At 73.8% G+C, this 20889-nt stretch carries 20 protein-coding genes; 8 read left to right on the top strand and 12 right to left on the bottom strand.

Annotation, left to right across the window (positions count from 1 at the left end; genetic code table 11):
* Positions 1 to 60 precede the first annotated feature (60 nt).
* The gene (locus EV188_RS19275) at positions 61 to 1578 is read right to left on the bottom strand and encodes a leucyl aminopeptidase (RefSeq protein ID WP_133827919.1); all 1518 of its coding nucleotides are present in this window, start codon (positions 1576 to 1578) and stop codon (positions 61 to 63) included.
* Positions 1579 to 1650: 72 nt separating this feature from the next.
* Here EV188_RS19275 and gcvT point away from each other — a divergent pair, with 72 nt between their 5' ends.
* Together gcvT and EV188_RS19265 are read left to right on the top strand one after the other, a co-directional pair.
* Positions 1651 to 2757, top strand: a complete 1107-nt coding sequence (gene gcvT, locus EV188_RS19270; protein ID WP_243741833.1) for a glycine cleavage system aminomethyltransferase GcvT — start codon at positions 1651 to 1653, stop codon at positions 2755 to 2757.
* Between the two features lie 10 nt (positions 2758 to 2767).
* A complete protein-coding gene (locus EV188_RS19265) occupies positions 2768 to 3280 on the top strand; it encodes a cupin domain-containing protein (RefSeq protein ID WP_133827918.1) in 513 nt (170 codons plus the stop codon).
* On the opposite strand, the gene EV188_RS19260 is transcribed toward EV188_RS19265, so the two are convergent.
* On the bottom strand, positions 3275 to 3853 hold the full coding sequence (locus tag EV188_RS19260; protein WP_133827917.1) for a VldE C-terminal domain-containing protein: 579 nt from the start codon (positions 3851 to 3853) through the stop codon (positions 3275 to 3277). The genes EV188_RS19265 and EV188_RS19260 overlap by 6 nt on opposite strands.
* Before the next feature lie 40 nt (positions 3854 to 3893).
* Positions 3894 to 4553 (bottom strand): DUF2461 domain-containing protein, encoded by a 660-nt coding sequence (locus tag EV188_RS19255; protein ID WP_133827916.1) that lies wholly within the window; start codon positions 4551 to 4553, stop codon positions 3894 to 3896.
* A 29-nt stretch (positions 4554 to 4582) separates the two neighbouring features.
* Here EV188_RS19255 and EV188_RS19250 point away from each other — a divergent pair, with 29 nt between their 5' ends.
* Both EV188_RS19250 and EV188_RS19245 read left to right on the top strand, forming a co-directional pair.
* Entirely contained in the window at positions 4583 to 5944 is a 1362-nt protein-coding gene (locus EV188_RS19250) for a PLP-dependent cysteine synthase family protein (protein WP_133827915.1), read from the top strand.
* Complete coding sequence (locus EV188_RS19245; RefSeq protein WP_133827914.1) at positions 5941 to 7041, top strand: branched-chain amino acid aminotransferase; 1101 nt, start codon at positions 5941 to 5943, stop codon at positions 7039 to 7041. Before EV188_RS19250 ends, EV188_RS19245 begins: the two co-directional genes overlap by 4 nt.
* Before the next feature lie 64 nt (positions 7042 to 7105).
* On the opposite strand, the gene EV188_RS19240 is transcribed toward EV188_RS19245, so the two are convergent.
* The 4 genes from EV188_RS19240 to EV188_RS19225 are packed head-to-tail and all read right to left on the bottom strand — an operon-like array spanning position 7106 to position 10060.
* Positions 7106 to 7861 carry an adenosylcobinamide-GDP ribazoletransferase gene (locus EV188_RS19240; RefSeq protein WP_243741832.1) on the bottom strand — a complete coding sequence of 252 codons (756 nt, stop codon included), beginning with the start codon at positions 7859 to 7861 and terminating at the stop codon, positions 7106 to 7108.
* On the bottom strand, positions 7858 to 8856 hold the full coding sequence (locus EV188_RS19235) for a nicotinate-nucleotide--dimethylbenzimidazole phosphoribosyltransferase (protein WP_243741831.1): 999 nt from the start codon (positions 8854 to 8856) through the stop codon (positions 7858 to 7860). The genes EV188_RS19240 and EV188_RS19235 overlap by 4 nt, the downstream gene beginning before the upstream one ends.
* A gap of 23 nt (positions 8857 to 8879) precedes the next feature.
* Complete coding sequence (cobU, locus tag EV188_RS19230) at positions 8880 to 9407, bottom strand: bifunctional adenosylcobinamide kinase/adenosylcobinamide-phosphate guanylyltransferase (protein WP_133827913.1); 528 nt, start codon at positions 9405 to 9407, stop codon at positions 8880 to 8882.
* Positions 9404 to 10060 carry a DUF3043 domain-containing protein gene (locus EV188_RS19225; protein WP_133827912.1) on the bottom strand — a complete coding sequence of 219 codons (657 nt, stop codon included), beginning with the start codon at positions 10058 to 10060 and terminating at the stop codon, positions 9404 to 9406. Before EV188_RS19225 ends, cobU begins: the two co-directional genes overlap by 4 nt.
* Before the next feature lie 45 nt (positions 10061 to 10105).
* Between EV188_RS19225 and EV188_RS19220 the strand changes: the two genes are divergently transcribed.
* Together EV188_RS19220 and EV188_RS19215 are read left to right on the top strand one after the other, a co-directional pair.
* Positions 10106 to 11302: a glycerate kinase family protein gene (locus EV188_RS19220; RefSeq protein WP_133827911.1), complete on the top strand. Its 1197-nt coding sequence runs from the start codon at positions 10106 to 10108 to the stop codon at positions 11300 to 11302.
* A gap of 180 nt (positions 11303 to 11482) precedes the next feature.
* Positions 11483 to 11854, top strand: a complete 372-nt coding sequence (locus EV188_RS19215; RefSeq protein WP_133827910.1) for a HesB/IscA family protein — start codon at positions 11483 to 11485, stop codon at positions 11852 to 11854.
* A gap of 66 nt (positions 11855 to 11920) precedes the next feature.
* On the opposite strand, the gene EV188_RS19210 is transcribed toward EV188_RS19215, so the two are convergent.
* Positions 11921 to 12907: an adenosine kinase gene (locus EV188_RS19210; protein ID WP_133827909.1), complete on the bottom strand. Its 987-nt coding sequence runs from the start codon at positions 12905 to 12907 to the stop codon at positions 11921 to 11923.
* Positions 12908 to 13002: 95 nt separating this feature from the next.
* Positions 13003 to 14910 carry an asparagine synthase (glutamine-hydrolyzing) gene (asnB, locus tag EV188_RS19205; protein ID WP_133827908.1) on the bottom strand — a complete coding sequence of 636 codons (1908 nt, stop codon included), beginning with the start codon at positions 14908 to 14910 and terminating at the stop codon, positions 13003 to 13005.
* Between the two features lie 319 nt (positions 14911 to 15229).
* On the opposite strand from asnB, the gene ctaC reads away from it, so the two are divergent.
* Both ctaC and EV188_RS19195 read left to right on the top strand, forming a co-directional pair.
* The gene (gene ctaC / locus EV188_RS19200) at positions 15230 to 16120 is read left to right on the top strand and encodes an aa3-type cytochrome oxidase subunit II (protein ID WP_481726161.1); all 891 of its coding nucleotides are present in this window, start codon (positions 15230 to 15232) and stop codon (positions 16118 to 16120) included.
* 7 nt (positions 16121 to 16127) lie between these two features.
* Positions 16128 to 16526, top strand: coding sequence for a cytochrome c oxidase subunit 4 (locus tag EV188_RS19195; protein WP_133827907.1), 399 nt, complete (start codon positions 16128 to 16130; stop codon positions 16524 to 16526).
* 639 nt (positions 16527 to 17165) lie between these two features.
* Here EV188_RS19195 and qcrB read toward each other — a convergent pair.
* From qcrB to qcrC, 3 genes are read right to left on the bottom strand one after another with little or no spacing between them, the layout of a single operon-like run.
* Entirely contained in the window at positions 17166 to 18845 is a 1680-nt protein-coding gene (gene qcrB, locus EV188_RS19190; protein WP_279536758.1) for a cytochrome bc1 complex cytochrome b subunit, read from the bottom strand.
* On the bottom strand, positions 18842 to 20083 hold the full coding sequence (gene qcrA / locus EV188_RS19185; protein ID WP_424922936.1) for a cytochrome bc1 complex Rieske iron-sulfur subunit: 1242 nt from the start codon (positions 20081 to 20083) through the stop codon (positions 18842 to 18844). Before qcrA ends, qcrB begins: the two co-directional genes overlap by 4 nt.
* On the bottom strand, positions 20080 to 20850 hold the full coding sequence (gene qcrC / locus EV188_RS19180) for a cytochrome bc1 complex diheme cytochrome c subunit (protein WP_243741859.1): 771 nt from the start codon (positions 20848 to 20850) through the stop codon (positions 20080 to 20082). The genes qcrA and qcrC overlap by 4 nt, the downstream gene beginning before the upstream one ends.
* Positions 20851 to 20889: the final 39 nt, after the last annotated feature.

The following is a 20889-nucleotide window of genomic DNA, read 5'->3' as shown; positions in this document are numbered from 1 at the left end:
ACCGGGGAGGCGATGTCCGGCTTCATCCTTCCACCTCGCCCTGTACCCCGTCGGCGCCGATCAGCCGTGGTGCGCGATGTCATCCAGCACCGCCGCGATCGTCCGGACGGGCACTCCGGTGCCGCCCTTGGGGGTGTACCCGTGCGGGCCGCCGGTGTTGAAGGCCGGGCCGGCGATGTCGAGGTGCACCCACGGCACGCCGTCGGCGACGAACTCGCGCAGGAAGATCCCGCCGACGAGCATCCCGCCGAAGCGGTGGTTGGTGACGTTGGCCAGGTCGGCGACGCGCGAGTCGAGGTCGCCGCGCAGCTCCTCGGGCAGCGGCATCGCCCAGCCGCCGTCGCCGGCGGCCACCGCGTGCCCGGCGACCCGGTCGCGGAACTCGTCGGTGCCCATGACGCCCGGGGTCCACGCGCCGAGGGCGACGGTCTGGGCGCCGGTGAGCGTGGAGGTCTCGAGCAGGTAGTCGGGGGAGTCCTCGCAGGCGCGGGCGATCGCGTCCCCGAGGACGAGGCGGCCCTCGGCGTCGGTGTTGAGGACCTCGACGGTCGTGCCGCCGTACATCGTGAGCACGTCGCCCGGGCGGTAGGCGGTGCCCGAGGGCATGTTCTCGGCCATCGGGACGGTGGCGACGACCTCGACGTCCAGCCCCAGCTCGGCGGCCAGGCACGTCGCGGCGACGACGCCGGCGGCCCCGGACATGTCCGAGGTCATGTGGTCCATGTTCGCCGCCGGCTTGATCGAGATGCCGCCGGTGTCGAACGTGATGCCCTTGCCGACGAGCGCGACCTTCTTCCGGGCGTTCGCCGGGCTGTAGGTCAGCCGGACCAGCCGCGGCGGCCGCGAGGACCCGCCGCCGACGCCGAGCACGCCGCCGAACCCGCCCTCGGCGAGCTGCGACTCGTCGAGGATCTCGACGGTGACGCCGGCCGCCTCGGCGAGGCTCTTCGCCCGCTGCGCGAAGGCGTCGGGGTAGAGGTCGTTGGGCGGGGTGTTGACGAGGTCCCGGGCGTTCCGGACGGCCCGGGCGATCGTCGCCGCGCGGGTGACCGCCGCCTCGTCGCCGTCGCCGACGAGGCCGACGCGGGCGAGCTCGGTCGGCGCCGTCTCGGGCGCCTTCTTGTAGTCGGTGAAGGCGTAGTCGCCGAGCAGCGTGCCCTCGATCGTCGCGGCGAGGTCGAGCGTCGAGAGCGTGGTGACGACGTGCGCGGCGTGCCCGTGCAGGGCGCGCGCGGCGGCGCCGGCGGCGCGGCGGACCTGCTCGGCGACGTCCGGGGTCTCGCCGGCGGACGCCGTGGCGGCCTCCTTGCCCAGCCCCACGGCGAGCACCAGCGGCGTCCCGATCGCCCCGCGCGTCGGCACCCGGACGACCTCCTCGGCCTTCCCGGTGCCGCCGAGGAGGGCGACGAGCGCGGGCAGCTCGCCCGCCAGGTCGCCGAGGACGGCCGTGTCGCCGGCCACGACGGGGTCCGCACCACCCTCCCCGGGACGGACGCCGACGACGAGCGCGTCGGCGTCGGAGAGGGCGTCGGCACCCGGCGCGGCGCCGAGGAGCTCGAGGGCGGGGGTGCTGCTCACGTGCGGTCTCTCCCCAGGTCGGCGGTGTCGATCACATGCTAGGACCGGACGCGCTCGGTTACCGTGCCGCGGGTGTCCGACACCGTGACCGACTCCAGGCGCAGCCCGCTGCACGATCACCACGTCGCCCTCGGCGCCTCCTTCGCGCCCTTCGGCGGGTGGGAGATGCCCGTCCAGTACTCGGGGACGGTGGCCGAGCACACGGCCACCCGGGAGGCCGTCGGCCTGTTCGACGTGAGCCACCTCGGCAAGGTGCGCATCAGCGGCCCGGCCGCGGCGGCGTTCGTCGACCGGTGCCTCACCAACGACCTCTCGCGCATCGGCCCGGGCCAGGCGCAGTACACGCTGTGCTGCGCGGAGGACGGCGGCGTCGTCGACGACCTCATCCTCTACCTCGTCGGCGCCGACGAGGTGTTCGCCGTCCCGAACGCCGCCAACTCGGCGGGCGTCGGCCGGCAGCTCACCGCGGTCGCGCCGGACGGGATCACGGTCGCCGACGAGCACGAGGCGCACGTGGTGCTGGCGGTGCAGGGGCCGCGGTCGCCGGAGGTCCTCACGGCCGTGGGTCTCCCGGTGGACCAGGACTACATGTCCTTCGTCGACGCGGAGTGGTCCGGTCGCCCGGTGCGCGTCTGCCGCACGGGCTACACCGGCGAGCGGGGCTACGAGCTGATCGCCCCGGCCGACGGCGCCGGGGAGCTGTGGGACGCGCTGGCCGCGGCGGTCGGCGAGCAGGGCGGCCTGCCCGCCGGGCTCGGCGCGCGCGACACGCTGCGCACCGAGGCCGGCCTCCCGCTGCACGGCCAGGACCTGGGCCCGGACATCACGCCGCTCCAGGCGCGGTGCGGGTTCGCGATCGGCTGGAAGAAGGACGCGTTCTGGGGCCGCGAGGCGCTGGCCGCCGAGCGCGAGGCCGGGCCGCGGCGCCGGTCGTGGGGCCTGCGGGCCACCGGGCGCGGGGTGCCGCGTGGGCACATGACCGTCCGTCGTGGCGACGACGTCGTCGGGGAGACCACCTCCGGCACCTTCTCGCCGACGCTGAAGACCGGCATCGCGCTCGCCCTGCTCGACACCGCCGCGGGCCTCGACGAGGGCGACGTCGTGGCGATCGACGTGCGCGGCCGGGCGCTCGAGTGCGAGATCGTGAAGCCGCCTTTCGTGGCCTCGCACGTGCGGTGAGGATGCGGGGGTGAGCTTCCCCACGGAGAGTCCCGGGATCCCCGCCTCCGACCCCGGCGTCTTCCGCTTCCGTTCCGAGGCCGAGCAGGCCGGCCCGGCGATCTTCCTGGCGCCCGGCGACGTCACGGGCGGCGGCTACGGGCTGTTCGAGAGCGCCGCGGAACCCGGGCGGATGGGCGCCGTCCCGCACTTCCACACCGGGTTCAGCGAGGCGTTCTGGGTGATCTCCGGGCGCCTCGGCGTGATGAGCGGGCGGGAGTGGCAGGTGCTGGGCAGCGGCGACTTCGCCCACGTGCCGGTCAACGGCGTGCACGCGTTCACGGCGGTCGGCGACGAGCGGGCCCGGTTCCTCATCCTCTTCGTGCCCGGGTCGCCCGCCTCCCGGTACCCGCGCGAGCACTACTTCCGGGGCCTCGCCGAACGCTTCGCCCGCGGCGCGTCGCCGGAGGAGATCGACGAGTTCGCCCTCGAGTGCGACCAGGTCAACCTGCGCGACTGGGAGAGCGGCCCGATCCCGTCATGAGCGCCCCACGCTGACGTGCACGTGGTCGTAGTGCCCGCCGGTGGCGTCCTCCGGGTCGTACACGCCACCGCCCCGGTAGGGCCGGCCCCAGCCGTCGGCCGCGTCGGAGCTCCCGCGGTACCAGATGCGGCCCTGCCAGATGACGTAGCGGACGTCGAGCTGCTGGGCGTCCGCCCGCAGCCAGTGCGCCACGGCCCACCCGGCGGCGAGGTCGTCACCCTGCGGGAACTGCCCGGACCGGGCGGGGAAGAAGTCGCAGGCGCGTCCGTGCGGGTGGTCGCTCGAGGGGTTCCAGGCGTGCTCGGACCAGCACGTGATCGAGCGGATCGGGGCGTCGCGGCCCGGGGCGCCGAAGCGGGCGACGGCCGCGTCGTGCACGCGCAGGGCCGTCGGGGTCAGGCAGCCGGACGTCGTCGGGTCGCTCTCGCTGCACGGCTCCGGTGGCGGTGGGTCGACGACCTCCCACAGCGCGCGGGGCACGCGTTCCGACGCCGCCCACCAGAGGACCCCGGCGAGCAGCGCGAGGACCAGCAGCACGCCCGTCCCGACGGCCACCCGGGTCCTCGCCTGCACGGAGATCAGGCTAGGCGCGCCGGGGCGTGGTGACGGTGAGTCAGCGGCGCCGGCCGCCCGGGCGCTCGGCGGCGTCGTCGAGGTCGACGCCGACGTGGTCGTCGAGCCACTGCCCGAGCGGCGCGAGGCGGCGCCAGGTCGTCGCGACGCGGTCGGCGAGCCCGGGCTCGTGCAGCTCGTCCGACGGCGGCCAGGAGCACCAGGCGAAGAGGCTCTTGTGGCGCAGGAGCCCGAGGCGCGGGTGGTCGGGGTCGACGCCGCGCGGGCGGGACTTGAGCTGCTCGCCGCCGACCGTGAACCCCTCGGAGCGCAGGCCCTCGACGATCTCCTCGAGCGCCGGGCCGTGCCGGTCGTCGTCCACGGCCGCCCGGTAGCGCGCGACCTGCGCCGAGGTCATCCGGTAGTAGCCGCCGGCCGCCATCAGCCCGTCGGCGGAGACCTGGACGTAGTGCGGGCCCGCCGTGGCCCCGCACTGCACCTTGTACGGCGTCTTGTCGGCCGCGAACCGCACGTCGCGGTAGGGGCGGAACACCTTGCCCGCGCCGAACTCCGGCTCGAGGTCGGCGAGCAGCGCGACCATCGGTGCGCGCACCTGCTCGTCGTAGACCGCCTTGTTGTCGGTCCAGTACGCCTTCGTGTTGTCGGCCTCGAGGCCCTCGTAGAAGTCGACGACCGCCTCGCCGAAGCCCGGGAACGTCACGACGCCATCCTGACGTGTAGACACGACTCGTGTCCGGTGCGGTGCACGAGTCGGTGCTCGACGCGATCGGGGCGACCCCGCTGATCCGCCTGCGGCGGGTGAGCGACGGGCTGGCCCCGCGCATCTACCTCAAGGCCGAGTGGCAGAACGCCGGCGGCAGCGTGAAGGACCGCGCGGCGCTGGCGATGGTGCGCGCGGCCGAGCGGTCCGGGGCGCTGGCGCCGGGCGGGGTGATCGTCGAGGGGACGTCGGGCAACACCGGGATCGGGCTCGCGCTGGTCGGCGGGGTGCTCGGGTACCGGACGGTGATCGTCGTCCCGGACACCACCGCCGCCGAGAAGATCGCCGCCCTGCGGGCCTACGGGGCCGAGGTGCGCCTGACCCCGGGCGGGCTCCCGCGCGACGACCCGCGGCACGTGATCAACCTGGCCGCGACCGTCGCCGCGGAGATCCCCGGCGGCTGGCTCGCCGACCAGTACGGCAACGCCGCCAACCCGCAGGCCCACCGCGACACCACCGCACCCGAGATCTGGGAGCAGACCGGCGGGGCGGTCACCCACCTCGTCGCCGGCATCGGCACCGGCGGCACGATCTCGGGCACGGGGTCGGCGCTCAAGGAACGCGGCCCGGTGCGGGTGGTCGGCGTCGACCCCGCGACCTCGGCCTACGGCGGCGGGGACGGCAGCCCGTACTACGTCGAGGCGATCGGGCACTACCGCCACCCCGCCACCGTCGACGACCCGTGGCCCGCCAACTGGGAACGCTCGGTCGCCGACGAGATCGTGCGCGTGGACGACCGCACGACCATGGTCACCGCCCGCCGCCTGGCCCGCGAGGAGGGCCTGCTGCTGGGCGGGTCGTCGGCGACGGCCGTGGCCGGGGCGCTGCAGGTCGCCCGCGACCTCGGTCCCGACGACGTCGTCGTGGTCATCGCGCCGGACTCCGGGCGGGCCTACCTCTCGAAGTACTTCGACGACGGGTGGCTGCGCCGGCTCGGGTTCACCGAGGAGGAGCCGGGGTCGGTCGGCGAGCTGGCGGTCGACCTGCCGGTGCTGCGCGCGTCGTGGACGGTGGCGCGCGCCCGCGAGGTTCTCGACGGCGTCCCCGGCCCGGTGCCGGTGTCCCACGACCGCGACGCCGGCGCCGCCGCGCCGTCGGAGATCCTCGGCGCGCTCACGGCCCGTGACCTCGAGGGTCTGCCCGCCGACGACGCCGTCGCCGACCACGTCCGCCCGGTGGCGCCGAGCGTCGGCGCGGGGGAGGGGATCGAGGCCGCGCGCGCGATCGTCGGGGACTCCGAGGCGGCCTGGGTGGTGCGTGACGGGCGGGTGACCGGTCTCCTGACACGCGCGGCCCTCGGCCTTCCCCGAACGTCTACGCTGAGCGCATGAGTACGACCTTCGCCCACACCCCGCACCCCGCCCCGGCGTCCGCGGAGCGTGTGGCGGAGGTACTGGCCGCGCCCGGGTTCGGGAAGTTCTTCACCGACCACATGGTCACGATCTCCTGGGACGCCGCCCGCGGCTGGCACGACGCCACCGTCGGGCCGTACGCCCCGCTGTCCATGGACCCCGCCGCGGTCGTGCTGCACTACAGCCAGACGATCTTCGAGGGCCTGAAGGCGTACCGCTGGGCCGACGACTCGGTGCACGCCTTCCGCCCGGCGGCCAACGCGCAGCGGATGGCCCGGTCGGCCGAGCGCCTCGCGATGCCCCCGCTGCCCGAGGACCTGTTCCTCGGCTCGCTGGAGGAGCTCATCGCGGTCGACCACCGCTGGGTCCCGGAGGCGGGCGGCGAGGACGCGCTGTACCTGCGGCCGTTCATGATCGGCTCGTCGACGGGTCTCGGCGTGCGGCCCAGCGAGGAGTACCTCTACCTGCTCATCGCCTCGCCCGCGGGCGCCTACTTCCCGCGCGGCCTGGCCCCGGTCACCGTGTGGCTGTCCACCGACTACGTGCGCGCGGTGCCCGGCGGCACCGGCGAGGCGAAGTGCGGCGGCAACTACGCGGCCTCGCTCGCCGCGCAGGCCCAGGCGTCGGCGCAGGGCTGCGACCAGGTCGTGTGGCTCGACGCGCTCGAGCACCGGTGGATCGAGGAGATGGGGGGCATGAACCTCTTCTTCGTGTTCACCGACTCGTCGGGCGCGGTCGAGGTCGTGACCCCGGAGCTCACCGGCTCGCTGCTGCCCGGCGTCACCCGCCGCTCGCTGCTCGAGCTGGCCGCCGAGGAGGGCGCCACGGTCTCCGAGCGCCGCATCTCCACCGAGGAGGTGGAGAAGGAGGTCGCCGCCGGCACGCTCACCGAGGTGTTCGCGTGCGGCACGGCCGCGGTGATCACGCCGGTCGGCACGGTGAAGCACGAGGGCGGCGGCTACGACATCGGCGACGGCACGCCCGGCCCGATGACCCACCGCCTGCGCGACCGCCTCACCGCCATCCAGCGCGGCGCGGCTCCCGACCCGCGCGGGTGGATGACGAAGCTCGCCTGACCGTCAAGGCCGGTTACTGGCTGGTATCTCTCGGTCAGCGAGGCATACCAGCCAGTAACCCCGTTCAGTCGGTCGCCAGGACGATCAGCGCGGCCGTCGCGGCGAGCTCCGCGCACGCGCCGAACACGTCGCCGGACACGCCGCCGAGGCGCCGGCGCGCGTGGGCCGTCACGAGGACGACGACGACGGCGGCGAGCAGGGCCGCGACCGGCGCGCGCCAGCCCAGCACCGGGAACGCGGCCGCCGCCAGCACCACGGTCCACGCCGGCGCCACCCACGCCGGCTGGGTCCCCGCGACGAGCGCGCCGAGGCCGTCGGGCGACGCCGCCGGCACGCCGCGGCGCGCGATCCACGCGAACGCCGCGCGCCCGAGACCCAGGGCGAGCGCGCCGCCCACGACCGCGGCAGGCAGGCCCCGCTCCGCCAGCGCGCCGACCGCGGTCGCCTGCACGCCGAGCACGATCACCAGCCACACCACCGCGAACGCCCCGGTGCCCGGGTCGCGCATCACCGCCAGCGTGCGGGCGGCGTCGCCGTGGCTGCCGAGGCCGTCGGCGAGGTCGGCGAGCCCGTCGAGGTGCAGGCCGCGGGTGGCCAGCGCGCCCAGCCCCACGGCCACGAGGCCCCCGAGCAGGCCCGGTGCCCCGAGGACGACGAGCCCGGTCGCCGCCGCCCCGAGCAGCGCGCCCAGCACCACGCCGACCAGCGGCACCACGGCCAGCGCGACGCCCGCCGCCGGCCGGTCGATCCGCGACTCGCGCGCCGGGACGACCGTGAACATGGCGACCGCGAGCGCCAGACCGGCGCGGACGGTGCTCACACGGAGACGGCCGCGCGCACCAGACCGACCGCCGTGAGCGCGCCCGTGCCCTGACCGGCCCGCATCTGCAGGTCGAGCAGCGGGTCGAGGCCCAGGACGTCGAGCGCGAGCGCCTGCGCGGGCTCGGTGCACCGCGATCCCGCGACCCACCAGGCGCGGGCGCCGGGTGCCTCGGTGTCGGCGAGCAGCGCGGCCACGGACGTCGCGGCGCCGTCGAGCACCACGGGAGTGCGCCGGCGCGCGGCCTGGGCGAGGAAGCCGACGAGCGCCGCGAGGTCCGCCCCGCCGGTCACGCGCAGGAGGCCCTGCGGGTCGCGCCGCACGGAGCGGGCGCGCCACAGGCCGTCGCGCACCGCGGCGGCCTTCACCATCCAGACCCGGTCGTCGATCCCGCTGCCGCGCCCCACCGCGGCCACCGGCTCGCGGCCGGTCATCGACGCGGCGAGCACGGCGGTCGGGGTGCTGACGCCGACGGCCAGCTCGCCGACGACGAGCAGGTCGGCGCCCTCGTCGACCTCCTCGTCGGCCACCTCGCGGCCGGCCCGGACCGCGGCGGCGGCCTGCTCCTCGGTCAGCACGTCCTCGACGTCGAGGCGACCGCCGCCCCGCACGACGGCCCGGTCGTCGCGGGCGTCCCCGGCGGCGGGTGCGGCGAGGCCCACGTCGACGACCCGCAGCCCGGCCCCCGCCGTCTCGGCGAAGCGGCAGACCGGCGCCGACCCGTCACGCACGGCGGCGACCCGGGCCGCGGTCTCGGACGGCGCGTGGGCGGACACCCCGGCGGCGGCGATCCCGTGGTCGGCCGCGAACAGCACCGCCCGCACCCGGCGCGGCGCGCGGGCCGGCGCACGGCCCTGGCAGGCGGCGAGCCAGGCGGCGAGCTCCTCGAGGCGCCCGTAGGTCCCGTCGGCCAGCGCCGCGAGCGCCTCGCGCCGGGCGGTCTCGTCCGGGGGCGCCACGGTGCTCGACGAGGCGGTCGAGGTCGCGGGCTGCACGCCGTCGACGGTATCCAGCGGGCTCACCGCAGCCGGAGGGGCACCCCGGCCACGAGCAGCCAGACCTCGTCACAGACGGCCGCGAGCTCCTGGTTGAGCGCGCCCAGCTCGTCGCGGAAGCGGCGCCCGGCGCTCGTCGAGGGCACGACCCCGAGCCCGACCTCGGCCGACACCAGCACGAGCGTCCCGGCGAACCCGCCGACGGCGGCGACGAGGTCGACCCGCGCGGCCGCCACGGACGGCGCGTCGCGCTCCCAGGCGGCGTCGTCGAGCAGGCCGGTGACCCAGGTGGCGAGGTCGTCGACGAGGACCGGCTCGGACGGCGCGCCGGCCAGCAGGGCGGGGAGGTCGACGTCCTCGGCGGTGCGCCAGTGCCGGGGGCGGCGGGCGCGGTGGACCTCGACGCGGTCGGCCCACTCGGGGTCGACCGCCGGGTCGACGCCGCGGGCCGTCGCCACGTAGAGGCCCGGCGCGTCGGCGTCGAGCATCCCCTCGGCGTACGCGGACTTGCCCGAGCGCGTCCCGCCGAGGACCAGGATCCGGGGGATCAGGCCACCTGTGTCCCGCGGGCGACCCGCGGCGCCGGCATCCGCAGCTTGCGGATCTGGGTGGCGCGGGTGAACGCGTACCAGCCGTACGACAGCCCGCCGACCTGCTCGTCCGGGAACTTCGCCCGCACCTTCGAGACCACGTGCCGGCCGAGCAGGACGCCCTCGAGCGCCATCATCACGAGCATGATCAGGCAGATCAGGCTGCCCGCGGTCTGCACGGCGGGCACCGGGATGATCACGGTGGCGAAGATGACCACCGCGAGCGGCATGAACAGGCCCATGAGGTTGCGGCGGCCGTCGACGAGATCGCGCGCGTAGGCCCGGGCGGGCCCGCGGTCGCGGGGCATGAGCACCGCGTCGTCGCCGGCCATCATCCGCTTGCGGCGGTCGGCGGAGGCGTTGCGGCGCTCCTCCTTGCTGCCGCGCAGCGACTTGGCGCGCTTGATCGCCTCGCGCTGGGTCTTCGGCGCGGGCGCCACGGGGCCGCGCTTCTTGCCCTCCGCGTCGCGGCGCGACGGCGTCGGACGGCCCTTGCCGGCCGTCTGCGAGCGCACGCGCTCGCCCACCACCACGGACTCACGCTCCTCGGTCGCGTCCGACACGGAGGCGTCGGTGGACTCGGAGGAGGCGGTGCCGCGGCGGAGGAACTTCACGCCGTCCAGGATAGGACATGCGGCGTACCCCCTACCGTGATCGGCATGCGCGTTCTGCTCGCCCCCGACTCCTTCGGCGGCAGCCTCACCGCCGCCGAGGCCGCGACCGCGATGGCGGAGGGCTGGGCGCGCGCGCACCCCGACGACCGGACCGTGCTGCTGCCGCTCGCCGACGGCGGCACGGGCTTCGTGGAGGTCCTGCACACCGCGCGTGGCGGCACCCGGCACGACGTCGAGGTCACCGGCCCCTTGGGGGAGCCGACGACGGCGACGTGGCTGGAGCTCGTCGGGCCTGGAGACGAAGCGCAGCGGAGCTCGACCATCAGGACCGCGTACGTGGAGTCGGCGTCGGCGTGCGGCCTGCACCTGGTGCCCGAGCGCACCCCGCGGACGGCCGCGGACGCGACGAGCCGGGGCGTGGGCGAGCTGGTCCGGGCCGCGGTCGCGGCGGGGCCCGCGCGGGTCGTCGTCGGTCTCGGCGGCTCGGCCTGCACCGACGGCGGCGCCGGGATGCTCGCCGCGCTCGGCGCGGTGCCCCTCGACGGCCGCGGCGACCCGCTGCCCGACGGCGGGGGCGCACTGGCGGCGGTCGCGCGCCTGGTCGGGCTGCCCGGGGTCCGCGAGCGCCTCGCCGGCGTCGAGCTGGTCGTCGCGGCCGACGTCGACCACGCGCTGACCGGGCCCCAGGGCGCCGCGGCCGTGTTCGGGCCGCAGAAGGGCGCCGACGAGGACACCGTCGCGGCCCTCGACGCGGCGTTGACGACGTGGGGCGGCGTGCTGGGGGAGGAGTGCGGGCTCCCGGGGCTCGCGACGCAGCCCGGCGCGGGCGCGGCCGGCGGGCTGGGCGCCGCCCTCGCGGCGCTGGGGGCGACCCGCGTGCCGGGCGGGGAGCTGGTCCGCGACGTCGCCGGGCTGGACGCGGAGCTCGACCGCGCCGACCTCGTCGTCACCGGCGAGGGCGCCCTCGACGAGCAGTCGCTGCACGGCAAGCTCGTCTCGGTCGTCGCCGCCCGCGCCCGCGAGCGGAGCGTGCCGTGCATCGCGCTGGCCGGTCAGGTGCACATCGGTGGCAACCAGGCGCTCGAGGCCGGGCTCGAGGGCGCCTATTCGGTGGCTGCCGACGCGGGATCGGTGGAGGCAGCGCTGGAGGAACCCGCCGCGCGGCTGGCCGACCTGGCGGCGGGTGTCGCGCGGAAGTGGGGGAACAGACCCCCGGGTGACGGGAGACGAAGCGAAGCGTGAGCTCGACCCCGAGAGACGGTGCGTGAGCGCGCTCGCATGAAGCACCGCCCACGGTGTGCGACGATGGGATCAGGCCGCGGGGCCGGGTATCCGGACCCCGAGGGAACACACGGCACCGCGACCGGGTTGTGCCCGTCGAGCGAGTGCACAACGTCCGTCCCGGGAGCTCAAGGGAGAACCATGACCGTCGAGAACCCCGCCGCGCCGACCGAGGCCGAGACCAAGCCGCACGGCGTGGAGCTGACCGACTCCGCGGCAGGGAAGGCGAAGGCCCTGCTCGACCAGGAGGGCCGCAACGACATGTCGCTGCGGATCGCCGTGCAGCCCGGTGGCTGCGCGGGCCTGCGCTACCAGCTGTTCTTCGACGACCGCAGCCTGGACGGCGACCTCCAGGTCGACTTCAACGGCCTGACCGTGTCGGTCGACCGCATGAGCGCGCCGTACCTCCAGGGTGCGGTCATCGACTTCGTCGACACCATCGAGAAGCAGGGCTTCACCATCGACAACCCCAACGCGGGTGGGTCGTGCGCCTGCGGCGACAGCTTCAACTGATCGCCCCCTGAACGACACGCGGCCCCGGACCTCGCAGAGGTCCGGGGCCGTGGTGTGTGCAGGGCGTCAGATGCCGGGCACCTCGGCGGCGACCTTGTCGCGCAGGCCCTCCGGGGGCTGGGCGCCGAGCTGGGCCACGACGTGCGACGCCGCGACGGCGCCGATGCGCCCGGACGTCGCGTGGTCGAGCCCGCGGCTCCAGCCGTACAGGAACCCGCCGGCGTAGGCGTCGCCCGCGCCGGTGGTGTCGACGAGCTCGTCGGCGTCGCGGACCCCGACCTGCTCGACGCTGCCGTCCGCGTCGTACACCGTCGAGCCCTTCGGCCCGTGGGTGACGACGACGACCTCGCAGTTGCCGCCGTGGCCGCGCAGCAGCGAGGTGACGGGGTCGTCCCCGACCAGCGCCGCGACCTCGTCCTCGTCGGCGATGAGGATCTCGACGTTCTCGCGGGTCAGCTCGCGGAAGTACTCGCGGTGACGGTCCACGCAGCCCGCGTCGGACAGCGTGAGGCCGACGCGGGCCTCGCTCTTCGACGCGGCGTCCACGATCTTGCCGATGGTCCTGCGGGCCTGCTCGGTGTCGGCGAGGTAGCCCTCGATGAGGCTGACCCTGCTGCCGGCGACGTCGTCCTGCTCGATGTCGTCCGGGCCGAGCGCGGTGCAGGCGCCCAGGAACGTGCTCATGGTGCGCTCGCCGTCGCCCGTCACCATCACCAGGCACCGCGCGGTGGCGGGGCTCCCGGACAGCGCGGGGGTCGTGAACTTGACCCCGTGCGAGCGGATGGACTCGGTGAACGAGGTGCCGAGACGGTCGTCCGAGACCTTGCCGACGTAGCCGGTGTCCGCGCCCAGGGCAGCGGCGATGGCGATGGTGTTGGCGACGCTGCCGCCCGAACGCTCCGTCGTGTCGCCGGCCTCGGTGTAGAGCTTCTCGGCCTGGGCCTCGTCGATGAGCGTCATGCCGCCCTTGGGCAGCTCGTGCGCACGGATGGTGTCGTCGTCCGTGCGGAACAGCACGTCCACGATGGCGTTGCCGATCCCCAGTACGTCCATGCCTACCTCTCGAATCGCACTACGTCCTTCGGACCAACCTGCGACCCTAGGTGAAACTCAGCGCGACCGGGACCGGACCGTTGCGTGGCGCACGTTCACGCATACACCGGGTAGTTGGGCTCCGGGATCTCCGGGCGGATGCGCTGCTCGACGAAGATGCCGTGCCAGAGCATGAACACCAGCAGCGTCCAGATGCGGCGCGAGTGGTCGACGGGGCCGGCGCGGTGCTCGTCGATGAGCCGCAGGACGGCCGCCTTGTCGAGGATCGCGTCGGTCTGCGAGTCGCGGACGATCTGGCGCGCCCAGTCGAGCATGTCGTTCGCGAGCCAGTAGCGGATCGGCACCGGGAACCCGAGCTTCCGCCGGTTCAGCACGTGCGGGGGCACGATGCCGTCGATCGCCCGGCGCAGCGCGTACTTCGTGGTGCCGTGCGCGACCTTCTGCTCGGTGGGCAGGTGCGACGCGACCTCGAACACCTCGCGGTCGAGGAACGGCACGCGCAGCTCGAGCGAGTTGGCCATCGTCATCTTGTCGGCCTTGACGAGGATGTCGCCGCGCAGCCACGTGAACAGGTCGACGTGCTGCATCCGCGCCACCGGGTCCCAGGTGCCCGAGTCGGCGTAGAGCGGGGCGGTGACGTCGACGTGGGACAGGCCCGGGTCGTGGCCGCGCAGGACGGCCGCGAGCTGGTCCTTGCGGAAGATCCGCGCGTTGCCGTAGTAGCGCTCCTCGAGGGGGAGCGCGCCGCGGCGCAGCAGGTCCTTGCCGCGCATGCCGTCGGGCAGCCGGGACGAGAGCGCGCCGGCGAGCTTGCGCACCGCCCCGGGCAGCTTCTCGAACGGCGCGAGGGAGATCGGCTCCTTGTAGATGGTGTAGCCGCCGAAGAGCTCGTCGGCGCCCTCGCCGGAGAGCACGACCTTGACGTGCTTGCGGGCCTCGCGGGCCACGAACCACAGGGGGACCAGCGCGGGGTCGGCCACCGGGTCGTCCAGGTACCAGACGATGAGCGGCAGCGCGTCCATCATCTCCTGGGCGGTGACCTCCCGGACGACGTGCCGCACCCCGATCGCCTCGGCGGACTCGCGCGCGACGTCGACCTCGGAGTAGCCCTCGCGCGCGAAGCCGGTGGTGAAGGTGATGAGGTCCGGGTTGTGCTCGCGGGCGAGCGCCGCGATGGCCGTCGAGTCGACGCCGCCGGAGAGGAACGCGCCGACCGTGACGTCGGCGCGCATGTGCTTGGCCACCGAGTCGCGGAGGACCTCGGTGATCTCGTGGTGCAGGCGCGTCTCGTCGTCGACGGGCTTCTCGTCGAACTGCGGGACGAAGTAGCGCTCGGCGGTCATCGGCTCGCCGGGGGAGACCGTGAAGCTCGTCCCGGACTCGACGCGCCGGATCGTGCGGTGCAGCGTAAGGGGCTCGGGGACGTACTGGAGCTGCAGGTAGTGCTGCAGGGCGGTCGGGTCCGGCGCCGTCGTGGGCTCGCCGAGCGCCGTCGCCAGCTCGAGGAGGCTCTTCTTCTCGCTCGCGAACGCGACCCCGTGCGGGCCGGCGGCGACGAAGAGGGGCTTGATGCCGAACGGGTCGCGGGCGCCGAACAGGACGCGCTCCTGGGTGTCCCAGATGAGGAACGCGAACATGCCGCGCAGCCGGCGGACCGCGTCGGCGCCCCACACGTGGTACGCGGCGACGATGGCCTCGGTGTCCCCGTCGGTGACGAACCGGGCGCCGTGGTCGCGGGCGAGCTCCTCGCGCAGCTCGAGGTAGTTGTAGATCTCGCCGTTGAAGACGATGCGGTAGCGGTCGCTCGCGTACGTCAGGGGCTGGTGCGAGCCCTCGACGTCGATGATGGACAGCCGGTTGAAGCCGAGCACCACGTCGCCGTCGTGCCACTCGCCGGACTCGTCCGGGCCGCGGTGGCGCATGCACGTGAGGCTCTCCCGCACCGCCTCCGCGCGGGCCGGCGCCTCACCGTCGGACGTGATCAATCCCATCAGGCCGCACACGCGTCCGCTGACACCTCCGGTTCCGGGGTCGCCCTGGCACCCGGACGGGCCGGGCCCGGGCCAGTATGACGACCCCGCGTGATCGCTCCGGTGACGCCCTGCGGGGGGACGCGCCGCGCCCCTCCGACAGCGCGTAGTGGCTGGCTCGGCTAGTCTCCGCACCGACGTCGGGGCCCGGGTCCGCCGGGCCGCTCACCACGCCGACGCCGGGCTGTACGACCAGCGCGGACGTGGGGGCACCGCCCGAGAAGGAAGGCAGCCAGCAGTGCGCCGAGATGGGACGCCGGTCCGGAGCAGCACCGGCCGCGCGCGCCGGGCCGTGGGCCTCGCCGTGGCGGCCGTGGCCGTTGCCCTGACCACCTCCGGCTGCTCCGTCGACGAGGTCCTGCGCTTCGGCTGGCCCGTCGGCGTGACGCCCGAGGCCACGCAGATGCGCACCCTGTGGACCTGGGCCGCGGTCGCCGCGCTCATCGTCGGCGTCCTCGTCTGGGGGGCGACGGCCTGGACCGTCGCGTTCCACCGCAAGAAGGCCGGCGAGTCCGACCTCCCGCGGCAGTTCCAGTACAACCTGCCGCTCGAGCTGGTGCTCACGGTCGTCCCGCTGGTCATCGTCGCGGTGCTCTTCTACTTCACGGTCGTCGTCCAGAACGTGGTCGACCGGGAGGCGTCGGGCGACGAGCTGAAGATCGACGTCATCGGGTTCCAGTGGAACTGGGAGTTCGCCTACCCCGAGACCCCGGCCCCGAACGGGGAACCGGCCTCCGTGGTCGGCTCCACCACCCAGGTGCCGCTGCTCGTGCTGCCGACCGACCGGCCGATCGCGTTCACGCAGCACTCGCAGGACGTCATCCACTCGTTCTGGGTGCCGGAGTTCCTGTTCAAGCGCGACGTCATGCCGAACCCGGAGGAGAACGACCAGAAGAACACCTGGGTGATCGACCGGATCGAACGCCCCGGTGCCTTCGTCGGCCGGTGCGCCGAGTTCTGCGGCGCGTACCACTCGATGATGAACTTCGAGGTCCGCGCCCTGCCGCCGGCACAGTTCGACCAGTTCCTGCGGCTGCGCGGCCAGGTCAACCCGCAGACCGGGCAGGGCTACACCACCCCGGACGCCCTGGCGGCGATGAACTGCGGCGAGCTGTGCGCCCCGCAGGCCATCACGACGCCGACGTTCGACCAGAGCCCCACGTCGCAGATCGCCGTCAAGTGAGGACCCGATGAGAGTCGAATCCCGCATCTTCGAGATCCTCACCGTCTTCTGCTTCGTCTGCGCGATCGTCTACGGCATCCTCTCGGGCGAGGAGGTCGGCATCGTCGCCCTGACGCTCACCGGCGGCCTCACCCTGATCATCGGGACGTACTTCCGCTTCGTGGCGCGCCGCCTCGAGGAGCGCCCCGAGGACAACCCGGAGGCCGAGGTCTCCGACGGCGCCGGCGACCTGGGCTTCTTCAGCCCCGGCAGCTACTGGCCCATCGCCGTCGCCGGCGGCACCGCCATGACGGGCCTCGGCATCGCCCTGTGGCAGTGGTGGCTGATTGTCCTCGCCGGCATCGGCCTGATCATCGCCATCTGCGGCCTCGTCTTCGAGTACCACGCGGGGCCCGAGGCGCACTGAGCCTCGGTCGTTCCTGACGCCCGGCCCCGCTCCGCCCGTCGGAGCGGGGCCGTCGTGTGTCCGGGGGCGTCGTCCGGGGGCCTGAGATGCGTTCTGCGGGGCCGGCGGGGCTCGCGGGGTGTCGGTTTTGCCCCTCGGTGCTGGCGAGGCTTCGCGGATGCCGGGTGGGAGCGAACGCGCCGTTCGCTCGCCGAGAAGCAGCGAACGGCGCGTTCGCTCCACTGGCTGGGGCCTGGGTGACGCGATGCTCGTGGGCGCGACGAGGGACGAGCGACCAGTCTGCCGGAGATCAAGGGCGACGCCATCGACCTCGCGCGCCGCGACATGTGCACCAGGACGCCCCTGATCATGGCTGTCGGGCCCCACGTCACGGGGGAGCGCGTGTCCTCGAGGCCCTCGTGCGCCGATCGAGCCGGCGGATTCCCTGACGTTGAACGTCAGCGTGGCCGCCACGCTGACACCACCCCGTGCGTTAGGCGCTCCTCGCGGCGTGTCGCGCGAGTGAGCATGTGGCGATCCTGGCGTCACACGTCAGCGATGCCGCATCGCTCGCACCGGGACACGCGCACCCCCGAACGAACGACGACGGGCCGGGAGCGTCGGTGACGCTCCCGGCCCGTCGAGGGTCGTGCTCGGTGCCTACTCCTGGATGTCGCGCGGACGACCGGCGTCCGGGCGACCGGCGAGCTCGCGGTCGCCGCCCGGCTCGACCTGCAGCGGGTCCTTGCCGCCGCCGCCGCCGAGGGCGTCCTGCTCCTCGGGCGGGTCGGGGCGGAACCAGCCGCCCTTGAGCGGCGTGCCGGCGGAGCCGAGGTCGTTCATCCGCTTGGGCACCTTGGCGCCCTGGTACTCGAGCGGGATGGCGTGCCCGTGCTCGTCGACGCCGCCGAGGGGCTGGTGCACCTCGATGAACTCGCCGTGCGGCAGCCGCTTGATGTGCCCGGTCTCGATGCCGTGCTCGAGCACCTCGCGGTCGCTGCGCTGGAGGCCCAGGCAGATGCGGTAGGTCGCGAAGTACACGAACGGCGGCAGGATGAGCAGGCCGATGCGCCCGATCCACGTCATCACGTTCAGGGAGATGTCGAACGTGTAGGCGAAGATGTCGTTGCCGCAGGCCAGGACGAGCCAGAAGTAGAACGTCATGGCCATCATCCCGGTCGCCGTGCGGACCGGGACGTCGCGCGGACGCTGCAGCAGGTTGTGGTGGGCGTCGTCGCCGGTCAGCTTGCGCTCGATCAACGGATAGAGCGCCAGCAGGGTGGTGAGGATGCCCATCCCGATCACGGCCGGGAAGAAGATCGCCGGGATCGTGTACCGGCCGAACAGGTACATCTCCCACGACGGCCAGAGCCGGACCGCGCCGTCGAACACCGCCATGTACCAGTCGGGCTGCGAGCCGGCCGAGACCTGCGTCGGGTCGTACGGGCCGAGCTTCCAGATCGGGTTGATCTGGAACATGCCCGACATCATCGCCATCGCGCCGACCGAGACGACCATGAAGCCGCCGGCCTTGGTGGCGAACGTCGGCAGGATGCGGACGCCGACGACGTTGCGCTCGGTGCGACCGGGACCGGGGAACTGCGTGTGCTTCTGGAACCACACGAGCGCCACGTGGACCGCGATGACCGCGGTGATGATCCCGGGCAGCAGGAACACGTGGACGATGTAGAGGCGCGGGATGATGATCGTCCCGGGGAACTCGCCGCCGAGGATCGCCCAGTGCAGCCAGGTGCCGATGACCGGGATCGACAGGACGATCGCCGAGAGGCCGGTGCGCAGGCCCGTGCCGGAGAGCAGGTCGTCCGGCAGCGAGTAGCCGAGGAAGCCCTCGATCATGCCCGTGAGCAGCAGCACGACGCCGAGCACCCAGTTGGTCTCGCGCGGGCGGCGGAACGCTCCGGTGAAGAACGTCCGCATCATGTGCGCGATCATCGCGGCGACGAACAGCAGCGCCGCCCAGTGGTGGACCTGGCGGATGAACAGGCCGCCGCGCACGTCCATCGAGATGTTCACGGTGGACTCGTAGGCCATGGACACCGTGACGCCACGGAGGCCGGCGTAGCTGCCCTCGTACGTGGTCTCGGCCATCGACGGGTCGTAGAAGACCGCCAGCCAGGTGCCCGAGATCAGCAGCACGATGAAGCTGTACATCGCGACTTCGCCGAGCATGAAGGACCAGTGCGTCGGGAAGACCTTGTTGATCTGACGACGGATGCCGCCCGCGGGGTGGACGCGGCTGTCGACCTCGTCGGCGGCGGTGCCGGCGAGCTTCATCGCCAGGCCGCCACCCTTACGCGTGGGTGTGGTGATCGAGCTCATGAGTTGCGCTCCCAGAACGCCGGACCCACCGGTTCGATGAAGTCACTGCGTGCGTACAGATACCCCAGATCGTCCACCGCGATCGGCAGTTGCGCCAGTGGACGGGTCGCGGGCCCGAAGACCGGCTTCGCGTACTCGTTCGCCTGGAACTGCGACTGGTGGCAGGGGCAGAGGATGCGGTTCGTCTGGTCCTCGTACAGCGACGTGGGGCACCCCATGTGGCTGCAGATCTTCGAGTAGGCGAACAGCGTGCCGTAGTTGAAGTCCTCCTGGCCCGCCCGCTTGATGACCGCGACGTTCGGCCGGAGGCGGATGAGCATGACCGGCGAGTCGGAGGAGCGGACGGTCTCGGCGACGTGCTCCGGGTCGACGAGGTCCTCCTCGTTGAGGACGGCCTGGCCGCCGGTGGCGCCGGCCACCAGGAACTCCTCGAACACGGCCGGGTTCTTGACCTCGCTCGCGTGGAACGGGAAGACCGTCTCCATGGCGCCGGGCTCGAGGTCGCCGGCGCGCACCAGGACGATGTCGCGGGCGTTGCCGTTGAACTTGCGGACGTAGACCCGCTCGCCGCCCTTCGACTTCCAGTCCGTGACGAGGAGCGGCGAGTTCGGCCCCTCCTTCCACGGGTTCTTGACCAGGCCGCCGAACGCCGCGACGAGGACCCCGAGGCCCAGGACGCCGCCGGCCGCACCCATGGAGCGGTAGATCAGCTTGCGGCGGGACAGACCGCTCTGCTGGCCGGTCTGGACCAGGCGCGCCGCCGCGGTGCGACGGTCGATCTCCGGCGAGCGCCCGTCGTGGCGCTGCTGGATCGTCAGGTCCTCAGGCAGCAGCTTCTTCGAGTAGGCGATGACGCCCATGCCCACGGCGAAGACGGCCAGGCCGAAGGTGACGCCGATGATCGGCGTGTAGAGCGCGTAGATCCACGCGCCCTCCTCGGTGGGCGAGCGGTACTCCCACGGCCACGCGATGAACGCGACGATGAAGACGATCGCGGAGATCGCCGCGAGGATGAACCACCCGGCGACCTGGCGCTCGGCGCGCTTCTCGGCCCGCGTCCCGGGCACCGGGAAGCGCTCGCGGGACGAGACGACCTCGATGTCGTCGATCCGGTTGCCCAGGTCGACGAGGTCGTCGGTGCTCATCTGCGCGAGCTCTTCGTCCGACGGGATGCGCGGCGAGCCGTCCGATTGGTGGCCCGACTGCTGGGACTGCGACTCGGCGGGACGCGTGCTCACTGGCGGCTTCCGATCCAGAGGGAGATACCGATCAGGGCGGCGAGGCCGACGAAGAACGCCACGATGCCCTCGGGCACCGGGCCGAACCCGCCGAGGCCGTTGCCGCCCGGGTTCGCGCCGGTGTTGTTGCTCGACACCGACTTGATGTAGCCGATGATGTCGCGCTTCTCCTCGGGGGAGAGCTGCGAGTCCGCGAACGTGGGCATGTTCGCCGGGCCCGAGAGCATCGCGGCGTAGATCTGCGACTCGTTCGCGGGGTCGAGGTTCGGCGCGAACTTGCCCTGCGAGAGGGCGCCGCCGCGGCCGGTGAAGTTGTGGCACGAGGCGCAGTTCAGGCGGAACAGCTCGCCACCGCGGCCGAGCTCCTCGCCGCGCAGCGCCTCGCCCCTCTCGGCGGGCAGCACGGGGCCGCCGCCGTTGGCCTGGATGAAGGCGCCGAGCGCGTCGATCTGGCGCTCGTCGTAGCGCGGGGGCTTGCGCTCCGCGGCCGCACCCTGGGCCGCGAGCGGCATCCGGCCGGTGGAGACCTGGTAGTAGACCGAGGCCTCGCCGACGCCGACGAGGCTGGGGCCACGGCCCCCGACGCCCTGCAGGTTGCTGCCGTGGCAGGTGATGCAGGAGTTGTCGTAGATCTGCTGACCCTCGCGGACGATCGCCGGGTCCGCCGCGATCGCCTGGTCCGGCTCCGGGGTGAACACCGTGTAGAGGCCGCCGACGGCGACCAGGGCCACGCCCAGGGCGAGCAGCCCGGACAGGCGCCGGCGCATCTTCGACCCGCGCCGGGAGACGGAGCGCAGCGGAGCTCG

The sequence above is a fragment of the Actinomycetospora succinea genome (assembly GCF_004363095.1).
GTDB lineage: Bacteria > Actinomycetota > Actinomycetes > Mycobacteriales > Pseudonocardiaceae > Actinomycetospora > Actinomycetospora succinea.
The sequence above is the reverse complement of the archived record's forward strand: the minus strand, read 5'-3'. Positions and strand labels throughout refer to the sequence as shown.